Consider the following 20284-nt stretch of genomic DNA (forward strand, 5'->3'; position numbering starts at 1 on the left):
TAGTAGGCAGAGACATCCCTGCAAGTAAAGATGCGCGCAGGCGTTTGACACAGTTGTGATGTGAGGTTGCGGTGTTAGAGTGGCGGTGTTATGACGGCGTTAGCGCTAACGATTTTCCGGTGAAATCCGGACTGCCGAGAAGGATAGAGGCCCCATGGTTTCGCGTATTATTCCCGTGGAAACGTTTGATCTTGTGATCTTTGGTGGCACGGGGGATCTGGCGCGGCGGAAAATTCTGCCAGCCTTGTTCAAGCGGTATTGTTCCGGTCAGATGCCTGAGGGCAGTCAGGTGATTGGCGCGGCGCGCAGTGATTTGACCGAAGAGGCCTACAGGGCAACCATCGCGGAGGCTTTGCGGGAGTTCGCAGGCGAGCCAGCGCAGGATGTCGAGGCGGTGGCCGGGTTTTGCGCGCATTTGCATTATGTGGCGGTGGATGCGCGCGGCGAGGGCGGCTGGAGTGAGCTGGCGGCATTGCTCAAACCGGAGTCGGTGCGGGCGTTTTATTTTTCCGTTGGGCCGGGTGTCTATTCGGATTTGGCGAAAGGGTTGAAACGGCATGGCTTAACGCAGGAAGACACACGGATTGTGGTGGAAAAGCCGTTTGGCCACGATTTGGAGACTGCTCAGGAGCTCAACCGCGAGTTGGCGCAGTATTTTGACGAGAGCCAGATTTACCGGATCGACCACTATCTTGGCAAAGAGACGGTGCAGAACCTCATGGCGGTACGCTTTGGCAATATGCTGTTTGAGCCGCTGTGGAACGCGCAATACATCGACCACATCCAGATCACGGTTGCTGAGAGCGTCGGAGTGGCCGGGCGCGGCGAGTACTATGAACGCTCCGGTGCGATGCGCGATATGGTGCAGAACCACCTGATGCAGCTTCTGTGTCTGATTGCCATGGAACCGCCGTCGCAGTTTGAGCCGGATGCGGTGCGCGACGAAAAGCTGAAGGTGATCCGCGCGTTGGATACAGTTGCACCTCACCACATTGTGCGCGGGCAATATACAGCTGCGGAAGGTGCGGACAGCTATCGTGAAGACGTTGAGAATCCACGGTCTAAAACCGAGAGCTTTATTGCGCTGAAGTGTCAGGTGAACAACTGGCGGTGGGCGGGCACGCCGTTTTATCTGCGCACGGGCAAGCGATTGTCGGAACGCGACAGCGAGATCACGGTGGTGTTCAAAGACACGCCGCACTCGATCTTTGGCGATCAGGCCGGGCGGCACCGCAACGAGTTGAGCATTCAGCTGCAACCCAATGAAGGTATTACATTAAATGTAACCATCAAGGAGCCGGGGCCGGGCGGGATGCGTCTGGTGGATGTGCCGTTGGACATGAGCTTTGCCGAGGCATTGGGGCCGAAAGGTCAAGGCACGGCAGATGCTTATGAGCGGCTGATCATGGATGTGATCCGTGGCAACCAAACACTGTTTATGCGCGATGATGAGGTGGAGGCCGCCTGGGCCTGGACCGACCCGATCATTCGCGGATGGGAAGCGCGGGGCGATGTACCAAAGCCTTATGACGCGTTTTCTTATGGGCCGGATGATGCGGCTTTGATGATGCGCCGGGATGGGCGAAACTGGAGAGGATTGGGCAAATGAACTTCAACACCTACCCCGATGCGGAGATGATGGCGATGGATGTCGCCAGCGTGCTGGCGGATGACTTGGCGGAGGCGCTGCACAACAAGGACCGGGTGGTTCTGGCCGTGCCAGGTGGGACCACACCGGGGCCGATTTTTGATGCGCTGAGTGCGGCGGATCTGGACTGGGACCGCGTGGATGTGATCCTGACGGACGAACGCTGGGTGCCGGAGGACCATGAGCGGTCCAACTCCGCGCTGGTGAAATCACGTCTGTTGACCAATCGGGCAGTGGCGGCGCGGTATTTGCCGCTTTATGCGCCCGCAGAGGCGCCAGAGGCCGTGTTGGCAGAGCTGGAAACCACAATTCTGGGCGCGCTGCCGGTGGATGTGGCCTTGTTGGGTATGGGCGCGGATATGCATACGGCGTCTTTGTTCCCCGGAGCGGACGGGCTGGAAGCTGCATTGGCCTCGGATGCGCCTATTTTGGTGCCGATCCGGCGCGAGGATTTGCCGGATGTGCGGATCACGCTGTCCGCGCGGGTGCTGGATGCGGCGGTGCGCAAGCATATTCTGATCAAAGGTTCGGACAAGCGCGAGGCTTTGCAGGCCGCGCAGAAACTGCCAAAAGAAGAAGCGCCGATCAAATCTATTTCCAGCGGCGCAGAAGTGCATTGGACGGAGTGATTGGGTATGTGGACTGAATTGGACGGGCTGCGCGAGGGCGCGGCACCGCGTCAGATTACGGCGCTGTTTGACGCAGATGAAGGTCGCGCGCAGGCGTTTTGCCTGAAGACGGAGGGGCTGCTGTTTGACTACAGTAAGACCTCGATTGATGCCGATGCCAAGGCGGCCTTGATCCGCTTGGCGGAGGCTGCGGGTGTGGCGGCCAAACGCACGGCAATGTTTGCGGGTGAAAGGATCAACGTTACAGAAGATCGGTCCGTGCTGCACACGGCGCTGCGCAACCTGGGAGACGATCCCTTGGTGGTGGATGGTCAGGATGTGTTGCCGGAGGTGCGCGAAACCCGCGCGCGCATGGCGAAGCTGGCCAGTGCGGTGCGCGATGGCAGCTTTCCGGGCAACGGCAAGCGTATCACGGATGTGGTGAACATCGGGATTGGCGGCTCTGACCTTGGACCGTTGATGGCGGTCATGGCGCTGGAGCCCTATGGCGATGGTCCAAAGTGCCACTTCATTTCCAACGTGGATGGCGCGGATGCGACCGATACGCTTGCGGGGCTGGACCCGGAAAGCACGTTGGTGATTGTGGCGTCCAAGACGTTCACCACGCAAGAAACCTTAATGAATGCGCGCACGGTGATGGATTGGGCTGGTGGCCCGGACGCACTGGAGCGGTTTGTGGCGATTTCTTCGGCTGTGGATCGCTGTGCGTTGTTTGGGATTCCGGCAGAGCGGGTGTTTGGCTTTGAAGATTGGGTTGGCGGGCGCTACTCGGTCTGGGGGCCCATTGGATTTTCGCTGATGTTGGCGATTGGGCCAAAGGCGTTTGAGAGCTTCCTTGAAGGTGCTCAGGCAATGGACCATCACTTTTGCGACGCGCCGTTCGAGGAAAACCTGCCGGTGTTGTTGGCACTGGTTGGGATCTGGCATCAGCAAGTTTGTGGGCATGGCACACGGGCCGTTTTGCCTTATGAGCAACGGCTGGCGCGGTTGCCTGCGTATCTGCAGCAGCTTGAGATGGAGAGCAATGGCAAAGGCGTGGCACTGGATGGCGCGCGGTTGGAGCGTGTTGCCGGGCCTGTGGTCTGGGGAGAACCGGGGACCAATGGGCAGCACGCGTTTTATCAGTTGATCCACCAAGGGCAGCAAGTTGTGCCGTGTGAGTTTATGGTGGGGGCTGAGGGGCATGAGCCCGCTCTTGGAGAGCACCATCGCGCGTTGGTGGCCAATTGTCTGGCGCAGTCGGAAGCCTTGTTAAAGGGCCGGACAGAGGCAGAAGCGCGATCGCAGTTGGAGGCGAAAGGCGTGTCTGGTTCCAAGTTGGATCAGCTTTCAAAACACCGCGTGTTTGAAGGCAACCGTCCGTCGACCACTTTGGTCTATCCGCGCCTGACGCCTTATGTGCTGGGGCAAATTGTGGCGATGTATGAGCATCGCGTGTTTGTCGAAGGGGTGATCTACGGCATCAACTCCTACGACCAATGGGGCGTGGAGCTTGGCAAAGAACTGGCCAATGGTCTGGTGCCTGCGATGGAAGGCAAAGGCGCGCCGGAAGGCTCAAGCGCGTCCACCGTGGCGTTGCTCGATCATTTTCTGAGTATGCGCGATTAAGCGTAGTCGAAATGACATCTAAAGCGCCGCGTTCCACAAGGATGCGGCGTTTTTCTTTAAGTGTGTCGTTTAAGTGATTGATTTTATGGAGCGGGTAACGGGAATCGAACCCGTAACCAGAGCTTGGGAAGCTCGTGTGATACCTTTTCACCATACCCGCAGCACGCCTGTTGGTAGGACAGCGCTGCGGGAGGGTCAAGCGGGATTTGCTTAGCCGCGACGACGGCGACGACGACGTCCCCCTGCGGCGTCTTCACCGCCGCCACCGGTGTTGAAGCTGACGTCTTGCAGGTCGACCACGCCGCGGAGGATCGGGAAGGGATCGGCTGAGTTAGGAAGGGCTGAGGCGTTGACAAAATGCTCTTGAAAGCGCGGTTCTACCGCGGTTTCGATCTTCTCGATCTTGCGCACAAGAGTTTCGATTTCGCTGCGGGCGTCCTTGTTCAAAAGCGCGATGCGGGCGCCTGTGCCGGCTGCGTTGCCTGCAGACGTGACTTTGTTCAGCGGGCAGTCCGGGATCATTCCCAGAACCATAGCGTGTTTGGCAGAGATATGCGCACCAAACGCCCCTGCGAGCACCACGCGATCCACCTGATCGACGCCGCGTTTGTCCATCAGCAGGCGGGCGCCGGAGTAGAGCGCGGCCTTGGCCATCTGGATGGCGCGGATGTCAGCGTTGGTGACGGTGATCGGTTTTTGGTCAGCGTCGCCTTCCCAGAGCGTGTAGGAGTTGGTGCGGCCATCCGCAAAGCAGCGGGTGGTGCCAGTTTGTTCGGCAGAGCCAATCAGGCCGGAGGCGTCGACGATGCCTGCGAGGCGCATTTCGGCAATGACTTCGATGATGCCGGAGCCACAAATGCCGGTGATGCCGGTTGCGGCGATGGCGGCGGTGAAGCCATCTTCATCCGACCAAAGTTCGCAGCCAATCACGCGGAAGCGGGGCTCTTTGGTGACGGGATCAATTTCCACACGCTCTATGGCGCCGGGCGCGGCACGTTGACCGGCGCTAATCTGCGCACCTTCAAAGGCGGGGCCTGTGGGAGAGGAGCAGGCGAGCACGCCGTTTTTGTCGCCCAGAAGGATTTCGGCGTTGGTACCCACGTCGACCACCAAGGCGAGGTCTTCGGATTTGTCTGGGGCTTCTGAGAGTGCCACACCGGCGGCATCAGCACCCACGTGACCGGCTATGCAGGGCAGCAGGTAGGCGCGGGTGCCGGGGGCGATGTTGAGGCCCAACTCGGAGGCGGGCAGGGAGAGCGCGTCTGATGTGGCGAGCGCGAAAGGGGCTTGCCCGAGCTCAAACGGGTCGATGCCCAGGAACAGGTGATGCATGACCGGGTTCATCACAAAGACGGCGTCGAGGATTTGTGTGGGCACGATGTCGGCCTCTTTGGCGATGTCGGTGACCAGTTGGTTCAAGCCGTCGCGCACGGCCTCGGTCATTTCCTGATCGCCACCTGTGTTCATCATGGCGTAGCTGACGCGGCTCATGAGGTCTTCGCCAAAGCGGATTTGTGGGTTCATCAGGCCGGACGAGGCAACCACTTCGCCGGTGGTCAGGTCGCAGAGGTGGCCAGCGATGGTGGTGGAGCCGAGGTCGACGGCAAGGCCGTAGACCGGCCCTTCGAAGTAGCCGGGCCAGAGGGCGATGAGGCGGGGCGGCGCGCCAGTGTGGTCTTGATGAATTGCGGCGGTGACCGCCCAGCTGCCTTTGCGCAGGATTGGCTGCAACGGGCGCAGGAGGTGGGTATCCACCGAAATTGCTGCGTGGCCTGTGGCGACTTTGAGCGCGGTCAGCAATCGTTCCAGATCACCGGACGGCTTGTGCATGTCAGGTTCTTCGACCTCAACATAGGTGAGATGCACGGTGGGGTTCAGGGTGATGTCGCGCACCTCGGCGCGTTTGCGTACCACCTGTTTGTGCACCTGGCTTTCTGGTGGCACGTCGATCACAATGTCAGCTTGAACGGTGGCCTGACAGCCGAGGCGGCGGCCCTTGGCCAGGCCGCGTTTGTCATCGTAGCGTTGCTCTACGGCGTTCCATTCCGACAAAGCGTCCTCAGAAACGGTCACGCCATGTTTGGGGAACTCGCCATAGGACGGCGTGACTTGGCATTTGGAGCAGACACCACGGCCGCCACATACGCTGTCGAGATCGACGCCCAGTTGGCGGGCGGCTGTCAGGATGGGGGTGCCAACGGGAAAGTGGCCGCGTTTGCCGGAAGGGGTGAAGATTACAAGTGGGTCGCTGCTCATCGAGAAGGCCTCAAGTCTGTTCGCTTGGCTGGCAGCATAGCTGCCGAAAAATTTGGCGAAAGGCAAGGAGCGGCATGGGTTGGTCAAAGCGCGGCATATAGGTGGGCAAATTTTGATCGAAGAGTCAGGAAATTTAGATGGGATGCTTTGGGGTGAGGCTAATTTGTGCAGAAAGAGGAGACAGGCGCATTTCTGCGCGGTTTAGGGGTTTTCCACCGGTCAAGGCCATGCGATAGGGACGTGCCAAATGAAGCCCCGCAACAGGAGATTTGCGATGGAGATTCGTGAGGCCCTCACTTTCGATGATGTTCTACTGGTTCCAGCTGCGTCGGCGGTTCTGCCGTCTACGGCGGACACGCGCACGAAGGTCACAAAATCCATCGATCTCAACATCCCACTGCTGAGTTCTGCGATGGACACCGTCACCGAAAGCCGGATGGCGATTGCCATGGCGCAGGCTGGTGGCATGGGCGTGATCCACAAGAACCTCGACGCGGATCAGCAGGCGCGGGAAGTGCGCCGGGTGAAACGCTTCGAGAGTGGCATCGTTTATAACCCGGTCACGCTGACACCAAACCAGACTCTGGCAGATGCCAAGGCGCTGATCGAGCGTTATCGCTTCACCGGCTTCCCGGTCGTGGACGAGCAAGGCCGTGTTGTGGGCATTGTGACCAACCGGGACATGCGGTTTGCGCAAAGCGATGACACACCGGTGCACGCGATGATGACCACGGCGGATCTGGCGATGCTGGCAGAGCCCGCGGATCTGGAAGAGGCCAAAAGCCTGATGCGCGCGCGCCGGATTGAAAAGCTGTTGGTGCATGATGGCAACGGCAAGCTGACTGGCCTGTTGACCCTGAAGGACACCGAGCAAGCGGTGTTGAACCCAACGGCGTGTAAAGACGATCTGGGGCGTCTGCGGGTTGCGGCGGCGTCCTCGGTTGGGGACAGCGGCTTTGCGCGTTCTGAGATGCTGATTGATGCCGGCGTGGATATTGTGGTGATCGACACCGCGCACGGCCATTCGGAAGGAGTTCTGGACGCGGTGAAGCGGGTGAAGAACTTGTCGAATTCGGTGCAGGTGATTGCAGGCAACGTGGCCACCGCGGACGCCACCAAAGCGTTGATCGATGCCGGTGCGGATGCGGTGAAAGTCGGCATTGGTCCCGGCTCGATCTGTACCACACGCATGGTGGCGGGCGTGGGTGTGCCGCAGCTGACCGCGATTGATGACTGCGCAACCGCCGCTGGCGATGTTCCAGTGATTGCGGATGGCGGTATCAAGTTTTCCGGCGACTTTGCCAAGGCGATTGCAGCGGGCGCGTCCTGTGCGATGGTTGGCTCGATGATCGCAGGTACCGACGAAAGCCCGGGCGAAGTGATCCTGTATCAGGGCCGCTCGTTTAAGTCCTACCGTGGCATGGGCTCCCTGGGTGCAATGGCACGTGGTTCCGCAGATCGCTACTTCCAGAAAGATGCGGCCAGCGACAAGCTGGTACCGGAAGGCATCGAAGGGCAGGTGCCTTATAAAGGTCCGGCGGGCACTGTGGTGCATCAGCTGGTTGGCGGCCTGCGCGCAGCGATGGGCTACACTGGCAACGCCACAGTGGCGGAAATGCGCAAGAACTGTAAGTTTGTGAAAATCACCGGCGCGGGTCTGAAAGAAAGCCACGTGCATGACGTGCAGATCACGCGCGAAGCGCCAAACTATCGGGTTGGATAAAACTGCCGCCTGAGGCGCTGTTTGAGTGACGCAAAAAGAAAGGGCTGAACCTTCGCGGGTTCAGCCCTTTTGTTTGCTTTTAGGGGATGGATTAGAAATCCGTCCAGGTTTCCTCAGCGGCGCTGCCGTTTGAGCTGAAGTTCGGCGCGGCGGGAGCTGGCTTTGGGGCCTCCGGCTTCTTAGCGGCTGGCTTGGACTTCGGCTGATCCGCCTGTTTGTCTTCCTGCCAATCCGTCTCGGTCACCTTCGCAGGCGCCGCCGGTTTGCTGGCTTTGGCTTTGCCGTCCAGTTTGAAGTGGCCAACCATGTTGGCCAGGCCAACAGCGTCGGATTTCAGTAGGTGCGTCGCGGCGGTGGATTCCTCCACCATAGCGGCATTTTTCTGGGTCACCTGGTCCAGCTGCATTACGCCGGCGTTGATCTCTGCCAAGCTTTGCGACTGTTCGGTTGCGCCGTCCGCGATGGAGGAGACCATGCCGGAGATGTGGACCACGCGTTCCACGATCACGCTCAGTGCGTCACCGGTTTGGCCCACAAGGCTCACACCACGCTCAACCTGCTCAGACGACTTGTCGATCAAGGCTTTGATCTCGTTGGCCGCCTCGGAAGAAGAGTGCGCGAGTTTGCGCACCTCGGAAGCTACGACAGCAAAGCCACGTCCGGCGTCACCGGCACGGGCGGCTTCGACACCGGCGTTCAGGGCCAAGAGGTTGGTCTGGAAGGCGATATCGTCGATCACGGAGATGATCTGGGAGATATGAGTGGAGCTTTGCTCGATCTCGGTCATAGCGGAAACGGCGTTGCGCACCACTTCGCCGCTTTCTTCGGCTTCGGTTTTGGCTGTCTGCATGGTGCCTTCCACGTCGCGGGCACCATCAGCGGCAGCTTTCACGGAGCGGGTCAGGTCATCCAGGGCCGCGGCGGTTTCTTCCAGCGTGGCGGCTTGGCTCTCTGTGCGTTTGGAAAGATCGTCAGACGCCTGGCTGATTTCAGACGCGCCGTTGTGGATCGACTGAGATGCGTCAACCACGTCGGTGACTGTGGTGCTGAGGTTGGTGATGGAGGCATTGAAGTCTGCGCGCAGCTTTTCGTATTCCTCAGGGAAGGCCACCTTGATCTGCGATGTCAGGTCACCGCCGGACAGGCTGGCAAGGTGCTCGGACAGAGTTTCGACTACTTCGGACTGGACCGCTGCTGCTTCTTTCTGGTTGGCTTCCAGTTCACGCTGACGCAGTAGCGCAGTGCGGAACACATCGAGTGTGCGCGCCATGTCCCCTAGTTCGTTCTTGGTCTCGGTGAAAGGAATATCCGCATCGGTGTCGCCTTCGGCCAAATCTGCCATGCGTGTCCGCAGAGCGCCCATAGGGCCGGTTACGCTGCGGATGATGAAGTACGAGACCAATGAGAGCACAACCAGGATGCCGCCAAGAATGGTAAGGGCCTTGTTGCGGATCTTTGCCATTTCCGCTTCGATGTCGGAGAGGTAGGCGCCGGTGCCGACAATCCAGCTCCAGGGTTCATAGTGGAACGCAAAGCCGATTTTGGCTTCCTGAAGGTCGCTGTCCGGTTTCTGGAAGTGGTAGATCAGGGTGCCGCTGCCGTTTTCCACGGCAACCTTGCGCATTTCCTGGAAGATTTTCACACCGTTCGGGTCTTCGAGGTCTGCTTGGCTGTGGCCAATCCACTGGGGGCGGAACGGGTGTGCGGTCATGACATAATCGGTGTCAAAGGCAAACATATACCCGTTGTCGCCATAAGACAGGGCTTCGAGTTGCTCACGGCCAAGCTCACGTGCCTGTTCTGGCGTGTACTTTCCCGACTGAACCCCTTCCTCCAGTGCCACCAGCAAGCTTGTGGCGGTCTCGGTGATCTCAAGGAGCTTTTTATTGTACATGGTTTCGACCGTATTGCGCATGTGGTTCTGCAGCAAAAGGGTCAGGACGACAGCTAGGGCAAGCGCCACAACGGCGATCGCGCTTATCCGCGTAGAAAGTTTCGTCAGGAGGGCTGGCATGGCTGGCTACACTCTGGTTGTTGGCGTTTCAGACGTCGAGGTAGATTGGTTGAGTTTAATGAAGCCTTATGCACGCACCTTATTTTTAAGGGGTAACCGCATTTTGCGCCCTTCGCGGGATGTGGGTAGCGGTAAAATCACCCTATAATTGATTTGCGCCTAAAATTTAAGCAGATCGCGAACAGTTGCGGTTCAGGTCGTCCTTGATGTAGAGCAGGCCACCACACGCGACGGCAAGAAAGTCGGTTCCAAGCGGTGGAACATTGAGTGGGATGGTCACATGACACCAGCAGCACGCGTTCAAGCCGCGATTGAAATTTTGGACCAGGTTCTGGAAGGGGCCCCGGCGGAGAAGGCGCTGACCGGCTGGGCGCGGCGCAGTCGTTTTGCTGGCTCTAAAGATCGGGCTGCGGTGCGCGATCATGTGTTTGATGCGTTACGTCGGCGGAACTCGGCGGCCTTTGTTGGGGGCGGTCTGAACGGGCGCGGGCTGATGATCGGTGTCCTGCGTCAGGACCAGGCGGATTTGGAAGCTATCTTCTCCGGGGAAGGCTATGCGCCTGCTGCGCTTTCACAGGATGAGCTATCGGTGCCCGATGGGCGGCCGCCGCTGGACATTCCGGACTGGCTTGAGCCCCCTTTGCGCGACAGTTTGGGCACAGCGTTCGACGATACTGTCTTAGCGCTGCGCAGGCGAGCACCGGTGATCCTGCGGGTGAATCTGCGCAAAGCCACCGTGGCGCAGGCGCAAGAGGTGTTGGCCGATGATGGCATTGAGACGCACACAATCTCGCTGGTGGACACGGCCCTTGAGGTCACGGAGGGGGCGCGGCGGATCAAGAACAATGCAGCCTATCTTGATGGTTTGGTGGAATTGCAGGATGCGTCCAGTCAGGCTTTGGTTGCGGCACTTTCGATTTCTAAAGGCATGAAAGTGCTGGATTATTGCGCGGGGGGAGGCGGCAAAACCCTGGCCATGGCAGGACGTGCCGAAGCGCAGTTTTTTGCGCATGACGCCTTGGTGCAGCGCATGGCCGACCTGCCAGCACGCGCCAAAAGGGCTGGCGTGAAAGTACAAGTCGTGAAAACGCCAAAGGACAAAGCGCCTTATGATTTGGTTCTCTGCGATGTGCCGTGCTCTGGCAGTGGCACCTGGCGGCGCACGCCGGATGCCAAATGGCGGTTTAGGCCCGAGGATCTGGCGGAACTGGAGCGGGTCCAAGCGGAGATCCTGGAGCAGGCCAAAGAGCTTGTGGCCCCGGAGGGCGCGCTTGTGTATGCGACGTGTTCGGTTTTGACGGCGGAAAACACCGCACAGATTGAGAGGTTTGTGCAGAACAATCCGTCCTGGGAGATAGATTGGCAGCGCCAGTTTTTGCTTTCTGACGGTGGCGACGGGTTCTTCGGGGCAATTTTGCGTAAAAAATAGAGGGCTTACGCTTTTTCTTCTGTCTTCGTTAATGCGTGTTTAAGATAATTTGACGCATATTAACGAAGACGTAAAAGAATAGGTGCAGACGTGTCCGAGTCGACAGAGGCCAAGGGGCCTTCTCCCCGCCATTTGGGTGACACACCTCATCATGCCGGATTGCTTGCCTTGGCCGCCTTGGTCATGGTGGTGACGGCTGTTCTTTTGCAGCCTGGTCCCATGCGGGTGGCGATGGTGTTTGCCAGCGGGCTTCTTGGCCTGGGGGCGGCGATCAGCTTGATGGTGTCATTGCGCCGGAAGGCGGCGCAGATGCGGGCGGTCGCGTTGTTGCGGCGCATGTTCGAAGACGCCTCTGACCTGACATTTGTGTCCAATCCGGAAGGGCAGGTTATCTACGCCAACAAAGCCGCCATGGAGGCGGGCATGGGCGCGCGTGACACGATGGTTGACGCGCTGGCCGATCAGGTGCTCGATGCCGAGGGCAAGGTGCGCGATTTGATTGCGAGCAGCCTTACGGACGGTCAATGTGAGGAAGAGCTGTCCTTGCGTGACAGCATGATGCGGCTGACGGTGAAGACTCTGGAATTTGGCGTTTTGCTGTGGAGTATCCAACGGTCCAATCCGGTGGCAGACGCGCAACATGCGGGCGGGGCGCCACGGTTGCCGATGCTGACCGTGGGTCGGTCCGGGACGGTATTGTTTATGAACCCTGCCGCGCGGCACCTGTTGGGGGAGCGCAAAAAGACCATCGCCGATGTGTTTGGTCCGGATGTTACTGATTTGCGCAGCGCCACGGTGGTGCACACCTCCAATGGCGAACAGCAGTGTCTGGTGGCCGAGTTTGAAGCCACGGCAGGACGGCGTGAGATTTACCTATTGCCCACTGAAGTGCCGGTGATGCGCGACGGGGCGGTGCAGTTTGACGAACTGCCTGTTGCGATCTTGAAGGTGACACCGGCAGGGGATGTCGCGCTGGCGAACCGCGCAGCGCGGTTATTGGTGAATATGGAGATCACGCCTAAAACCGTGATGGGCGATCTGATGGAGGGGCTTGGCCGCTCGATTGTGGATTGGCTGATGGAAGCGGCGCAGGGCAAAGCTGTGAACCAGTCGGAGTTTCTGCGTCTGAAGCGTGAAGACAAAGAAGTGATTGTGCAGGTCAGCCTGAACCGCGTGGTGGAAGGGGGCGAGACCTCCCTGATTGCAGTGCTGAACGACGCAACAGAATTCAAATCGCTGGAAAAGCAGTTTGTGCAGAGTCAGAAGATGCAGGCGATTGGCCAGTTGGCTGGTGGTGTGGCACATGACTTCAACAATCTTTTGACCGCAATTTCAGGACATTGTGACCTATTGTTGTTGCGGCATGATCAGGGGGATGCGGATTATGCCGATCTCATCCAGATCAATCAGAACGCCAACCGTGCTGCCGCTCTAGTCGGGCAATTGCTGGCGTTCTCGCGTAAACAGAACCTGCGTCCGGAGGTGCTGGATCTGCGCAACACGCTGGCCGATCTGACCCACCTGCTAAACCGACTGGTCGGGGAACGGGTGACGTTGACGTTGAACAACGATCCGGTGCTGCCGGCGATCCGGGCGGATAAGCGGCAGTTGGAACAGGTGTTGATGAACCTTGTGGTGAACGCACGCGATGCGATGCCGGATGGTGGCGAAATCCGCGTGATCACCGAAGGGGTGGAGCTAGATGCGCCGCTGGAGCGCGACCGTGTGGTGGTGCCGGTGGGCAACTATGTGTCGGTGACCGTGGCAGACCAAGGCATCGGCATCCCGCAGGACAAGTTGCAAAAGGTGTTTGAGCCGTTCTTCACCACAAAGAAGACCGGCGAAGGCACCGGTTTGGGTCTGAGCACGGCCTACGGGATTGTGAAACAGACAGGGGGCTACATTTTTGTGGACAGCACCGAAGGCGTGGGCACGACGTTTACGCTAATGTTCCCGGCCCATGGGGCGGGCGCAGAGCAAGTGGTGGCGCCAGAGGCTGGCAAGCGGCCAGATTTGCCGGAGGTTGAGCACAGTGGCGTTGTGTTGCTTGTGGAAGACGAAGCGCCGGTGCGGTCGTTTGCGACACGCGCGCTCAAAATGCGGGGGTTCACTGTGCTGGAGGCGGCCTCCGGAGAAGAGGCGCTGGAAGTGCTCGACATGGATCACCCGAAGATCGACGTGTTTGTCAGCGATGTGATCATGCCAGGCATGGATGGCCCAAGCTGGGTGCGCCAGGCGCGGGAGGATTATCCAAATGTGCCGGTGATCTTTGTGTCTGGCTATGCTGAAGACAGCTTCTCTGACGATCAGGCGCGGATTGAAAACTCAAGCTTCCTGCCAAAACCGTTTTCACTCAGTGACTTAACGGAGGCGGTTCAGGCGCGGATCTCCAGCTCCTAGGACAGGCTCTCATAAAGTTCAAACTCGGCTGCGCATTTCTTGCGCAGCTTTTGCATGGTGGCTTCGGGCAAATCGAGCGGGATTTCTGGCGAGCTGTTGCGGCGCTCCAGCTGAATTTTGCGTTGCAAGCGGTGCTCTAGAAAGTCGAGCAGGCGCGGTTGATCTTCGTAGCGGAACATGTGGTCGACTTTCACGCCATTTGGACGGGGTTCCAGAAACTTGGCTTGACTGCCAACATTGGCAAAGGGCGCTTTCTTGTCGCCCTTCATGTATTCCACCACAAACTCTTCGAAGCTGACGTCATGCGTGGAGTTGCGATGCCCCCGCATAAAATCGCGGCGACGGTATCGGTACCAACTGGCCAGCCAACTGACCGGTTCCCGCATCACGGCCAAGAGTTCGAGGTCATCGGTGTTGCAGGCCTTCTCAAACATGGGGCGAAAAAAACGGTTATAACGATACACCGGAGCGTGTTTGAGCTCTGGCGGGTTGGAAATCACCATGTCCGCGGAGGGCGCTAATGCCTCCTCAATAGCCGTCGTTCCTGTTTTTGGAACAGAGAGAAACACCAGTTTTTGTTTCCAGAAAACAAGCATTTGCGCGCCTTTGGTGTGGTTGAACTCAAATTGACTTCTTCTTGTAAACCACTTCTTAACCGAATGGGACGGAAAATGTTCCTATTATTTTCTCTTGATTTGTTCTCCTTTTGATCTCATAAGAATTTGGAACAAGAGGTGAACACAGGCAGTGATTGCCGCCCGCGTGCGGGTGTGGAATAAGGAAGCAAGCAAATGGCAACGGCAGATCTTTTGACAATGACCTCCAAGAAATCCTCATCCCCTGACAAACAGAAGGCGCTGGACAGCGCGCTGGCCCAAATCGAGCGGCAGTTCGGCAAAGGTTCGATCATGAAGCTGGGCGCGGACAACCCCGCGCAAGAGATTGAGGCGACCTCCACCGGCTCGCTGAGCTTGGATATTGCTCTGGGGATTGGCGGTCTGCCCAAAGGGCGGATCATCGAGATTTACGGCCCGGAAAGCTCCGGTAAAACCACGCTGACGCTGCATTGTATTGCAGAAGAGCAAAAAAAGGGAGGCGTATGCGCCTTTGTGGATGCGGAACACGCGCTCGATCCGCAGTATGCCAAAAAACTTGGCGTGAACCTGGACGAGCTCCTGATTTCTCAGCCGGACACCGGCGAGCAGGCGCTCGAGATTACCGACACATTGGTGCGGTCCGGCGCGGTGAACATGGTTGTGGTCGATTCGGTGGCGGCGCTGACACCAAAATCCGAACTTGAAGGCGATATGGGCGACAGCAACGTGGGTGTACAGGCCCGCCTGATGAGCCAGGCGATGCGGAAACTGACCGGTTCGATTGCGCGCTCTAACTGTATGGTGATCTTCATCAACCAGATCCGGATGAAAATCGGCGTGATGTTTGGCTCGCCTGAAACCACAACCGGTGGTAACGCACTGAAGTTCTACAGCTCCGTGCGTTTGGATATCCGCCGGATTGGCAGCGTGAAAGACCGGGATGAGATTGTCGGCAATGCCACGCGTGTAAAAGTTGTTAAAAACAAAGTGGCGCCGCCGTTCAAACAGGTCGAATTTGACATCATGTATGGTGAAGGCATCTCCAAGATGGGTGAGCTGCTTGATCTGGGCGTGAAGGCTGGTGTTGTCGAAAAATCCGGCAGCTGGTTCAGCTACGGCGATGAGCGGATCGGGCAGGGGCGGGCAAATGCGACCACCTTCCTGAAGGAAAACACCCGTATGGCGTTGGAAATTGAAGATAAGATCCGCGCTGCGCATGGATTAGACTTTGATATGCCTCCCGGCGACGAAGAGTTGTTGGAAGATTGACACCGTCCTCCGAAGACTTGATGCGGGCTTTGCCGCATGTGTTGGCCGCTCCGAAAGACGGGGTGGCCATTTCGCATTTGTGCCTGCGTCCAGCGCGTAATGAACGCCGGTTTGTGGATGAAATCTCGCTGTCAAAAGCGCAGGGCATTCCTGGTGAGCGCTGGATGACGCAGCCGTGGGTGCGCACGGAGGATGGTGCGCCGCATCCGGGCATTCAGGTGTGCATCATTCCCCAACGTGTGCTGGATTTGGTGTGGACACCTGGTGCCGAGGTTTTGCACCCAGGTGATACCTTTGCAGCGGATATTGACACCTCAGAGGCAAACTTACCAACTGGTCAGGTGTTGCGAGTTGGTTCTGCCGTGCTGCGTGTGTCGGAGGTGTTCAACGATGCCTGTGTGAAGTGGAAGGCGCGGTATGGTCACGCTGCCTATGACTGGATCCGCAATCCGGATCATCGCGCGCTTCGGTTGCGGGGTATTTTGTGCAGCGTGGAACAGAATGGCGTGATCCGCACAGGGGATGTCTTGCGAAAGGTTTGACGGGCTTGACGATTGGTCAGGGCAAGCATTTTGCCCAAGTCTCACAAGCTTAGGCGCATTGTCATGTGGACAGGGGCGCGTGGGGGTTATAAACCCGCTTCGATACCGAAACCCACGTTAAGAGATCTGCCCATGGCCAGCCTAAACGACATCCGGTCGACCTTTCTGAATTACTTTGCCAAGCAGGGCCACGAGGTGGTGGATTCCAGCCCGCTGGTGCCGCGCAATGACCCGACGCTGATGTTTGTGAACTCCGGCATGGTGCAGTTCAAAAACCTGTTCACCGGCGTCGAAAAGCGGGACTACAACCGCGCAACCACATCGCAGAAATGCGTGCGCGCTGGCGGCAAGCACAACGATCTGGACAACGTTGGCTACACCGCGCGTCACCACACGTTCTTTGAGATGCTCGGCAACTTTTCGTTTGGCGACTATTTTAAAGATGACGCGATCCCGTTTGCTTGGGAGCTGATCACCAAGGAATTCGATATTCCGAAGGATAAGCTTTATACGACGGTCTACCACACCGACGACGAAGCCTTTGAAATTTGGAAGAAAGTGGGTGTTCCGGAGGATCGCATCATTCGGATCGCGACCTCTGACAACTTCTGGCAGATGGGGCCAACTGGGCCTTGTGGACCTTGCACCGAGATTTTCTATGACCACGGTGATCACATCTGGGGAGGCCCTCCCGGCAGCCCGGAAGAGGACGGCGACCGGTTCATTGAGATCTGGAACGTGGTGTTCATGCAGAACGAGCAGTTCGAAGACGGCTCGATGACCGCACTTGACATGCAGTCGATTGACACCGGCATGGGGCTGGAGCGGATTGGCGCGTTGCTACAGGGCAGCCATGACAACTACGACACCGATCTGTTCAAGGCGTTGATTGAGGCGTCTGCCAATGTGACGTCTACCGATCCTTATGGTGAGCAGAATGTACATCATCGGGTGATCGCGGATCACCTGCGGTCCACGTCTTTCCTGATGGCCGACGGTGTGATGCCGTCCAACGATGGCCGTGGCTATGTGCTGCGTCGAATTATGCGTCGCGCAATGCGTCACGCGCATTTGCTGGGTGCCAAAGATCCTGTTATGCATCAGTTGGTGCCGTCTTTGGTACAGCAGATGGGGCAGGCCTATCCTGAGTTGGGGCAGGCGCAGGCACTGATCGAAGAGACGCTTAAACAGGAAGAGACCAAGTTTAAGCAGACGCTGGATCGTGGTTTGAAACTGCTGGACGACGAGCTGGATGGTTTGGACGAAGGCGCGCCTCTGGCGGGTGAAGCTGCGTTCAAACTGTATGACACCTACGGCTTTCCGCTTGATCTGACCCAGGACGCGCTGCGCGAAAAGGGCCGGACCGTAGACACAGACGGCTTTGACGCGGCGATGGCGGAGCAAAAGGCTAAGGCGCGCGCCGCCCACAAAGGCTCTGGCGACACCGCTGAGAATGCCGTTTGGTTTGATGTTGCGGATGAGACCGGATCGTCCGAGTTCCTCGGCTATGACACCGAGACGGCCGAAGGCCAAGTTCAGGCGATCATGAAGGACGGTGCTTTGGTAGAAGCGCTGGCCGAAGGTGAAGAAGGCTGGCTGGTGATGAACCAGACGCCATTTTATGCCGAAAGTGGTGGTCAGGTGGCGGATCATGGCTTGGTTGAGCGTTTGGAAAACCGCGATGAACTGGCGCATGTGTCCGAGGTGCAGAAGTTTGCCGATGGCAAGCTGATTGGGCATCTGGTCAAAGTCGCACGTGGCACTATCTCCAAAGGCGATCCCGTGGCGATGATCGTGGATCACGCACGCCGCACGTCCATTCGCGCGAACCACTCTGCAACCCACTTGCTGCATGAAGCGCTGCGCGAGGCGTTGGGGGATCATGTGGCACAGCGTGGCTCGCTGAATGCGGACGATCGTTTGCGGTTTGACTTCAGCCACAACAAGGCGTTGAGCCCGGAAGAGTTGACCAAGGTTGGTTTGGACGTAAACGCCTATATCCGTCAGAACACGCCGGTGGAAACCCGGGTTATGACGCCGGATGATGCGCGTGAGATTGGTGCGCAGGCGCTGTTTGGCGAGAAGTACGGTGACGAGGTGCGTGTGGTGTCCATGGGCCGAGCCAACACTGGAAAGGGTCACAATGGGGACACATATTCCATCGAACTGTGCGGCGGCACGCATGTGAAACAGACCGGCGACATTGGTGTGTTTGTGCTGCTCTCGGATAGCGCTTCTTCGGCTGGGGTGCGTCGGATCGAGGCACTGACCGGTGAGGTGGCCTTTGCGCATCTGGAGCGTGAGGCCAAACGCGTGGCGGAAGTAGCTGGTACGCTCAAAGCGCAGCCGGGTGAGATTGTTGACCGCGTGAAAGCGCTGCTTGACGAGCGTAAAGCGCTGCAAAACGAAGTGGCGACGCTGCGCCGCGAACTGGCGATGTCTGGTGGTGCCGGACAGGGCGCTGGTCCTGAGGCAAAAGAGATCAATGGCGTGAAGTTCTTTGCGCAGGTGCTCTCTGGCGTTTCCGGCAAAGACCTGCCTCCGTTGATTGATGAGCATAAGGCGCGTCTGGAGAGCGGTGCGGTTCTGTTGGTCGCTGACACCGGCGGGAAAGTGGCTGTGGCCGCAGGCGTGACCGATGACCTCAAAGGTGATGTGAGCGCCGTGGATCTGGTGCGCGCAGCTGTTGGCCCGATGGGCGGAAAGGGCGGCGGCGGTCGTCCGGATATGGCGCAAGGTGGTGCCAAAGATGCCTCTAAAGCAGACGAAGCCTTTGCCGCTGCCGAAGCGGTGATTGCAGGCTGACCATTTGGTCAAAATCTTCTTGGCCTGTCCGGCAATTCACGTAGAGTGTCGGGCAGGACAACAGGATTGGAGAGCCAAAATGGGTGCGCTTTGGATTGCACATGTGACCGTGACGGACGCGGACGCTTATGGAAAATACGCGAAGCTGGCTGGTCCAGCGATTGCCAAACACGGCGGTGAGTTCATTGCTCGTGGCGGTAAGTTCGTGCAGCTGGAAGGCAAAGAGCGGCCACGCAATGTGGTGGCACGGTTCCCGGATGTGGACACGGCAGTCGCCTGCTATCACAGCTCGGAGTACCAAGAGGCTTTGAACCACGCGCGCGGCGCAAGCGAGCGCGAGCTGATGGTTGTGGAGACCAGCGACTGAGATTCAAATATCGTGCGCCTGAAGAGGAAGAAGTAGTGCTCTTCTGGCGCCTATAGAGTGAAGCGTTCTAAATATCGGTGGTAAATCGGGATACCTTCCTGATTTTTCTGTATGAACTGCACTTACGTCCCCTTGCATTCTCCCGTATGTATGCGGGAGAATTGGCATCTTCTATTCTAACCTGAGGATGCTGAAGCCAAGGGGAAAACTGTCATGTGTCGTTGGGCCGCCTATATTGGGGCACCGTGTTATCTTGAAGATGTTGTGACGCGGCCAGATCACTCGTTGATCCAGCAAAGCATGCAAGCCACAGAGTGCAAAACCCAGACCAACGGAGATGGCGTTGGTTTGGCATGGTATGGCAGTCGGCCGGAGCCTGGACTGTATCGGGACATTCTGCCCGCGTGGTCGGACCCGAATTTGAAGTCGCTGACGGCACAAGTTGAGTCTGGGCTGTTTCTGGCACATGTGCGGGCCTCGACTGGCACCGCCACCAGCCGAAACAACTGTCATCCTTTTGCGGTGGGCCGGTGGTCCTTCATGCACAACGGTCAGGTTGGCGGGTTCGAAACCTTTCGGCGACGGGCGGATATGTTGATCCCAGACGAGCTGTATCCGGAGCGCAAGGGCGCGACGGACAGTGAGGTGTTGTTCCTCATGGGATTAACGGAAGGCATGGATGAACATCCAAAAGAATCCATGCAGATTGCCGTGGGTATCCTGGAACGCATGAGCCGGGAGCGGGGCACTACGCCGCATATGCGGCTGGCGGCGGCATTTAGTGATGGCCAAACGCTGTATGCCATTCGCTACGCCTCGGACAGTCGCGCGCCGACGGTCTATCACCGCGCTAGCGATAGCCGCAGCGGCCGCGCTGTGGTGAGTGAGCCTTTGGTGGCGGCAGAAGATGGCTGGGAAGCCATTCCGGCCGGATCGTTCTGTCGGTTCCACAAGGATGGCAGCTACGAGATTGAACCGTTCCGACCTCTTAGCTGATT

15 protein-coding genes and 1 tRNA gene are annotated in these 20284 nt (G+C 58.2%); 12 read left to right on the plus strand and 4 right to left on the minus strand.

All coding sequences use genetic code 11. The annotated features are described in order from the left end of the window. Positions 1-154: 154 nt before the first annotated feature. Genes zwf through pgi form a run of 3 tightly spaced genes read left to right on the plus strand, consistent with a single transcriptional unit; the run spans position 155 to position 3885 of the window. Entirely contained in the window at positions 155-1609 is a 1455-nt protein-coding gene (gene zwf / locus SIB92_RS04030) for a glucose-6-phosphate dehydrogenase (protein ID WP_412554603.1), read from the plus strand. After that, positions 1606-2277, plus strand: coding sequence for a 6-phosphogluconolactonase (gene pgl, locus SIB92_RS04035; protein WP_412554604.1), 672 nt, complete (start codon positions 1606-1608; stop codon positions 2275-2277). The genes zwf and pgl overlap by 4 nt, the downstream gene beginning before the upstream one ends. Positions 2278-2283: 6 nt before the next feature. Beyond that, on the plus strand, positions 2284-3885 hold the full coding sequence (gene pgi, locus SIB92_RS04040) for a glucose-6-phosphate isomerase (protein WP_412554605.1): 1602 nt from the start codon (positions 2284-2286) through the stop codon (positions 3883-3885). Between the two features lie 86 nt (positions 3886-3971). On the opposite strand, the gene SIB92_RS04045 is transcribed toward pgi, so the two are convergent. Both SIB92_RS04045 and SIB92_RS04050 read right to left on the minus strand, forming a co-directional pair. Next, positions 3972-4045 (minus strand) — tRNA-Gly (locus SIB92_RS04045). A 50-nt stretch (positions 4046-4095) separates the two neighbouring features. Next, positions 4096-6141 carry an ASKHA domain-containing protein gene (locus tag SIB92_RS04050; protein ID WP_412554606.1) on the minus strand — a complete coding sequence of 682 codons (2046 nt, stop codon included), beginning with the start codon at positions 6139-6141 and terminating at the stop codon, positions 4096-4098. Between the two features lie 274 nt (positions 6142-6415). Between SIB92_RS04050 and guaB the strand changes: the two genes are divergently transcribed. Further along, positions 6416-7864 carry an IMP dehydrogenase gene (gene guaB / locus SIB92_RS04055; RefSeq protein ID WP_412554607.1) on the plus strand — a complete coding sequence of 483 codons (1449 nt, stop codon included), beginning with the start codon at positions 6416-6418 and terminating at the stop codon, positions 7862-7864. A gap of 91 nt (positions 7865-7955) precedes the next feature. On the opposite strand, the gene SIB92_RS04060 is transcribed toward guaB, so the two are convergent. Then, positions 7956-9779 (minus strand): methyl-accepting chemotaxis protein, encoded by a 1824-nt coding sequence (locus tag SIB92_RS04060; protein WP_412554608.1) that lies wholly within the window; start codon positions 9777-9779, stop codon positions 7956-7958. Between the two features lie 97 nt (positions 9780-9876). Here SIB92_RS04060 and SIB92_RS04065 point away from each other — a divergent pair, with 97 nt between their 5' ends. From SIB92_RS04065 to SIB92_RS04075, 3 genes are all read left to right on the plus strand, one after another. Beyond that, a complete protein-coding gene (locus SIB92_RS04065; RefSeq protein WP_412554609.1) occupies positions 9877-10026 on the plus strand; it encodes a hypothetical protein in 150 nt (49 codons plus the stop codon). A 132-nt stretch (positions 10027-10158) separates the two neighbouring features. Continuing rightward, a complete protein-coding gene (locus SIB92_RS04070) occupies positions 10159-11307 on the plus strand; it encodes an RsmB/NOP family class I SAM-dependent RNA methyltransferase (RefSeq protein WP_412554610.1) in 1149 nt (382 codons plus the stop codon). A gap of 183 nt (positions 11308-11490) precedes the next feature. After that, complete coding sequence (locus tag SIB92_RS04075) at positions 11491-13707, plus strand: ATP-binding protein (RefSeq protein ID WP_412555794.1); 2217 nt, start codon at positions 11491-11493, stop codon at positions 13705-13707. Here SIB92_RS04075 and SIB92_RS04080 read toward each other — a convergent pair. Further along, entirely contained in the window at positions 13704-14303 is a 600-nt protein-coding gene (locus SIB92_RS04080) for a sulfotransferase family 2 domain-containing protein (RefSeq protein WP_412554611.1), read from the minus strand. The genes SIB92_RS04075 and SIB92_RS04080 overlap by 4 nt on opposite strands. A 195-nt stretch (positions 14304-14498) precedes the next feature. Here SIB92_RS04080 and recA point away from each other — a divergent pair, with 195 nt between their 5' ends. The 5 genes from recA (at position 14499) to SIB92_RS04105 (ending at position 20282) form a co-directional block, all read left to right on the plus strand. Next, positions 14499-15572 carry a recombinase RecA gene (recA, locus tag SIB92_RS04085; protein WP_412554612.1) on the plus strand — a complete coding sequence of 358 codons (1074 nt, stop codon included), beginning with the start codon at positions 14499-14501 and terminating at the stop codon, positions 15570-15572. Further along, the gene (locus SIB92_RS04090; protein ID WP_412554613.1) at positions 15569-16114 is read left to right on the plus strand and encodes an MOSC domain-containing protein; all 546 of its coding nucleotides are present in this window, start codon (positions 15569-15571) and stop codon (positions 16112-16114) included. The genes recA and SIB92_RS04090 overlap by 4 nt, the downstream gene beginning before the upstream one ends. Positions 16115-16246: 132 nt before the next feature. Beyond that, a complete protein-coding gene (gene alaS / locus SIB92_RS04095) occupies positions 16247-18919 on the plus strand; it encodes an alanine--tRNA ligase (RefSeq protein WP_412554614.1) in 2673 nt (890 codons plus the stop codon). A gap of 79 nt (positions 18920-18998) precedes the next feature. Then, a complete protein-coding gene (locus tag SIB92_RS04100; protein WP_412554615.1) occupies positions 18999-19286 on the plus strand; it encodes a DUF1330 domain-containing protein in 288 nt (95 codons plus the stop codon). Positions 19287-19499: 213 nt separating this feature from the next. Then, positions 19500-20282, plus strand: coding sequence for a class II glutamine amidotransferase (locus tag SIB92_RS04105; RefSeq protein ID WP_412554616.1), 783 nt, complete (start codon positions 19500-19502; stop codon positions 20280-20282). Positions 20283-20284 lie beyond the last annotated feature (2 nt).

This window comes from Shimia sp. MIT1388 (assembly GCF_047124445.1).
Lineage (GTDB): Bacteria > Pseudomonadota > Alphaproteobacteria > Rhodobacterales > Rhodobacteraceae > Shimia.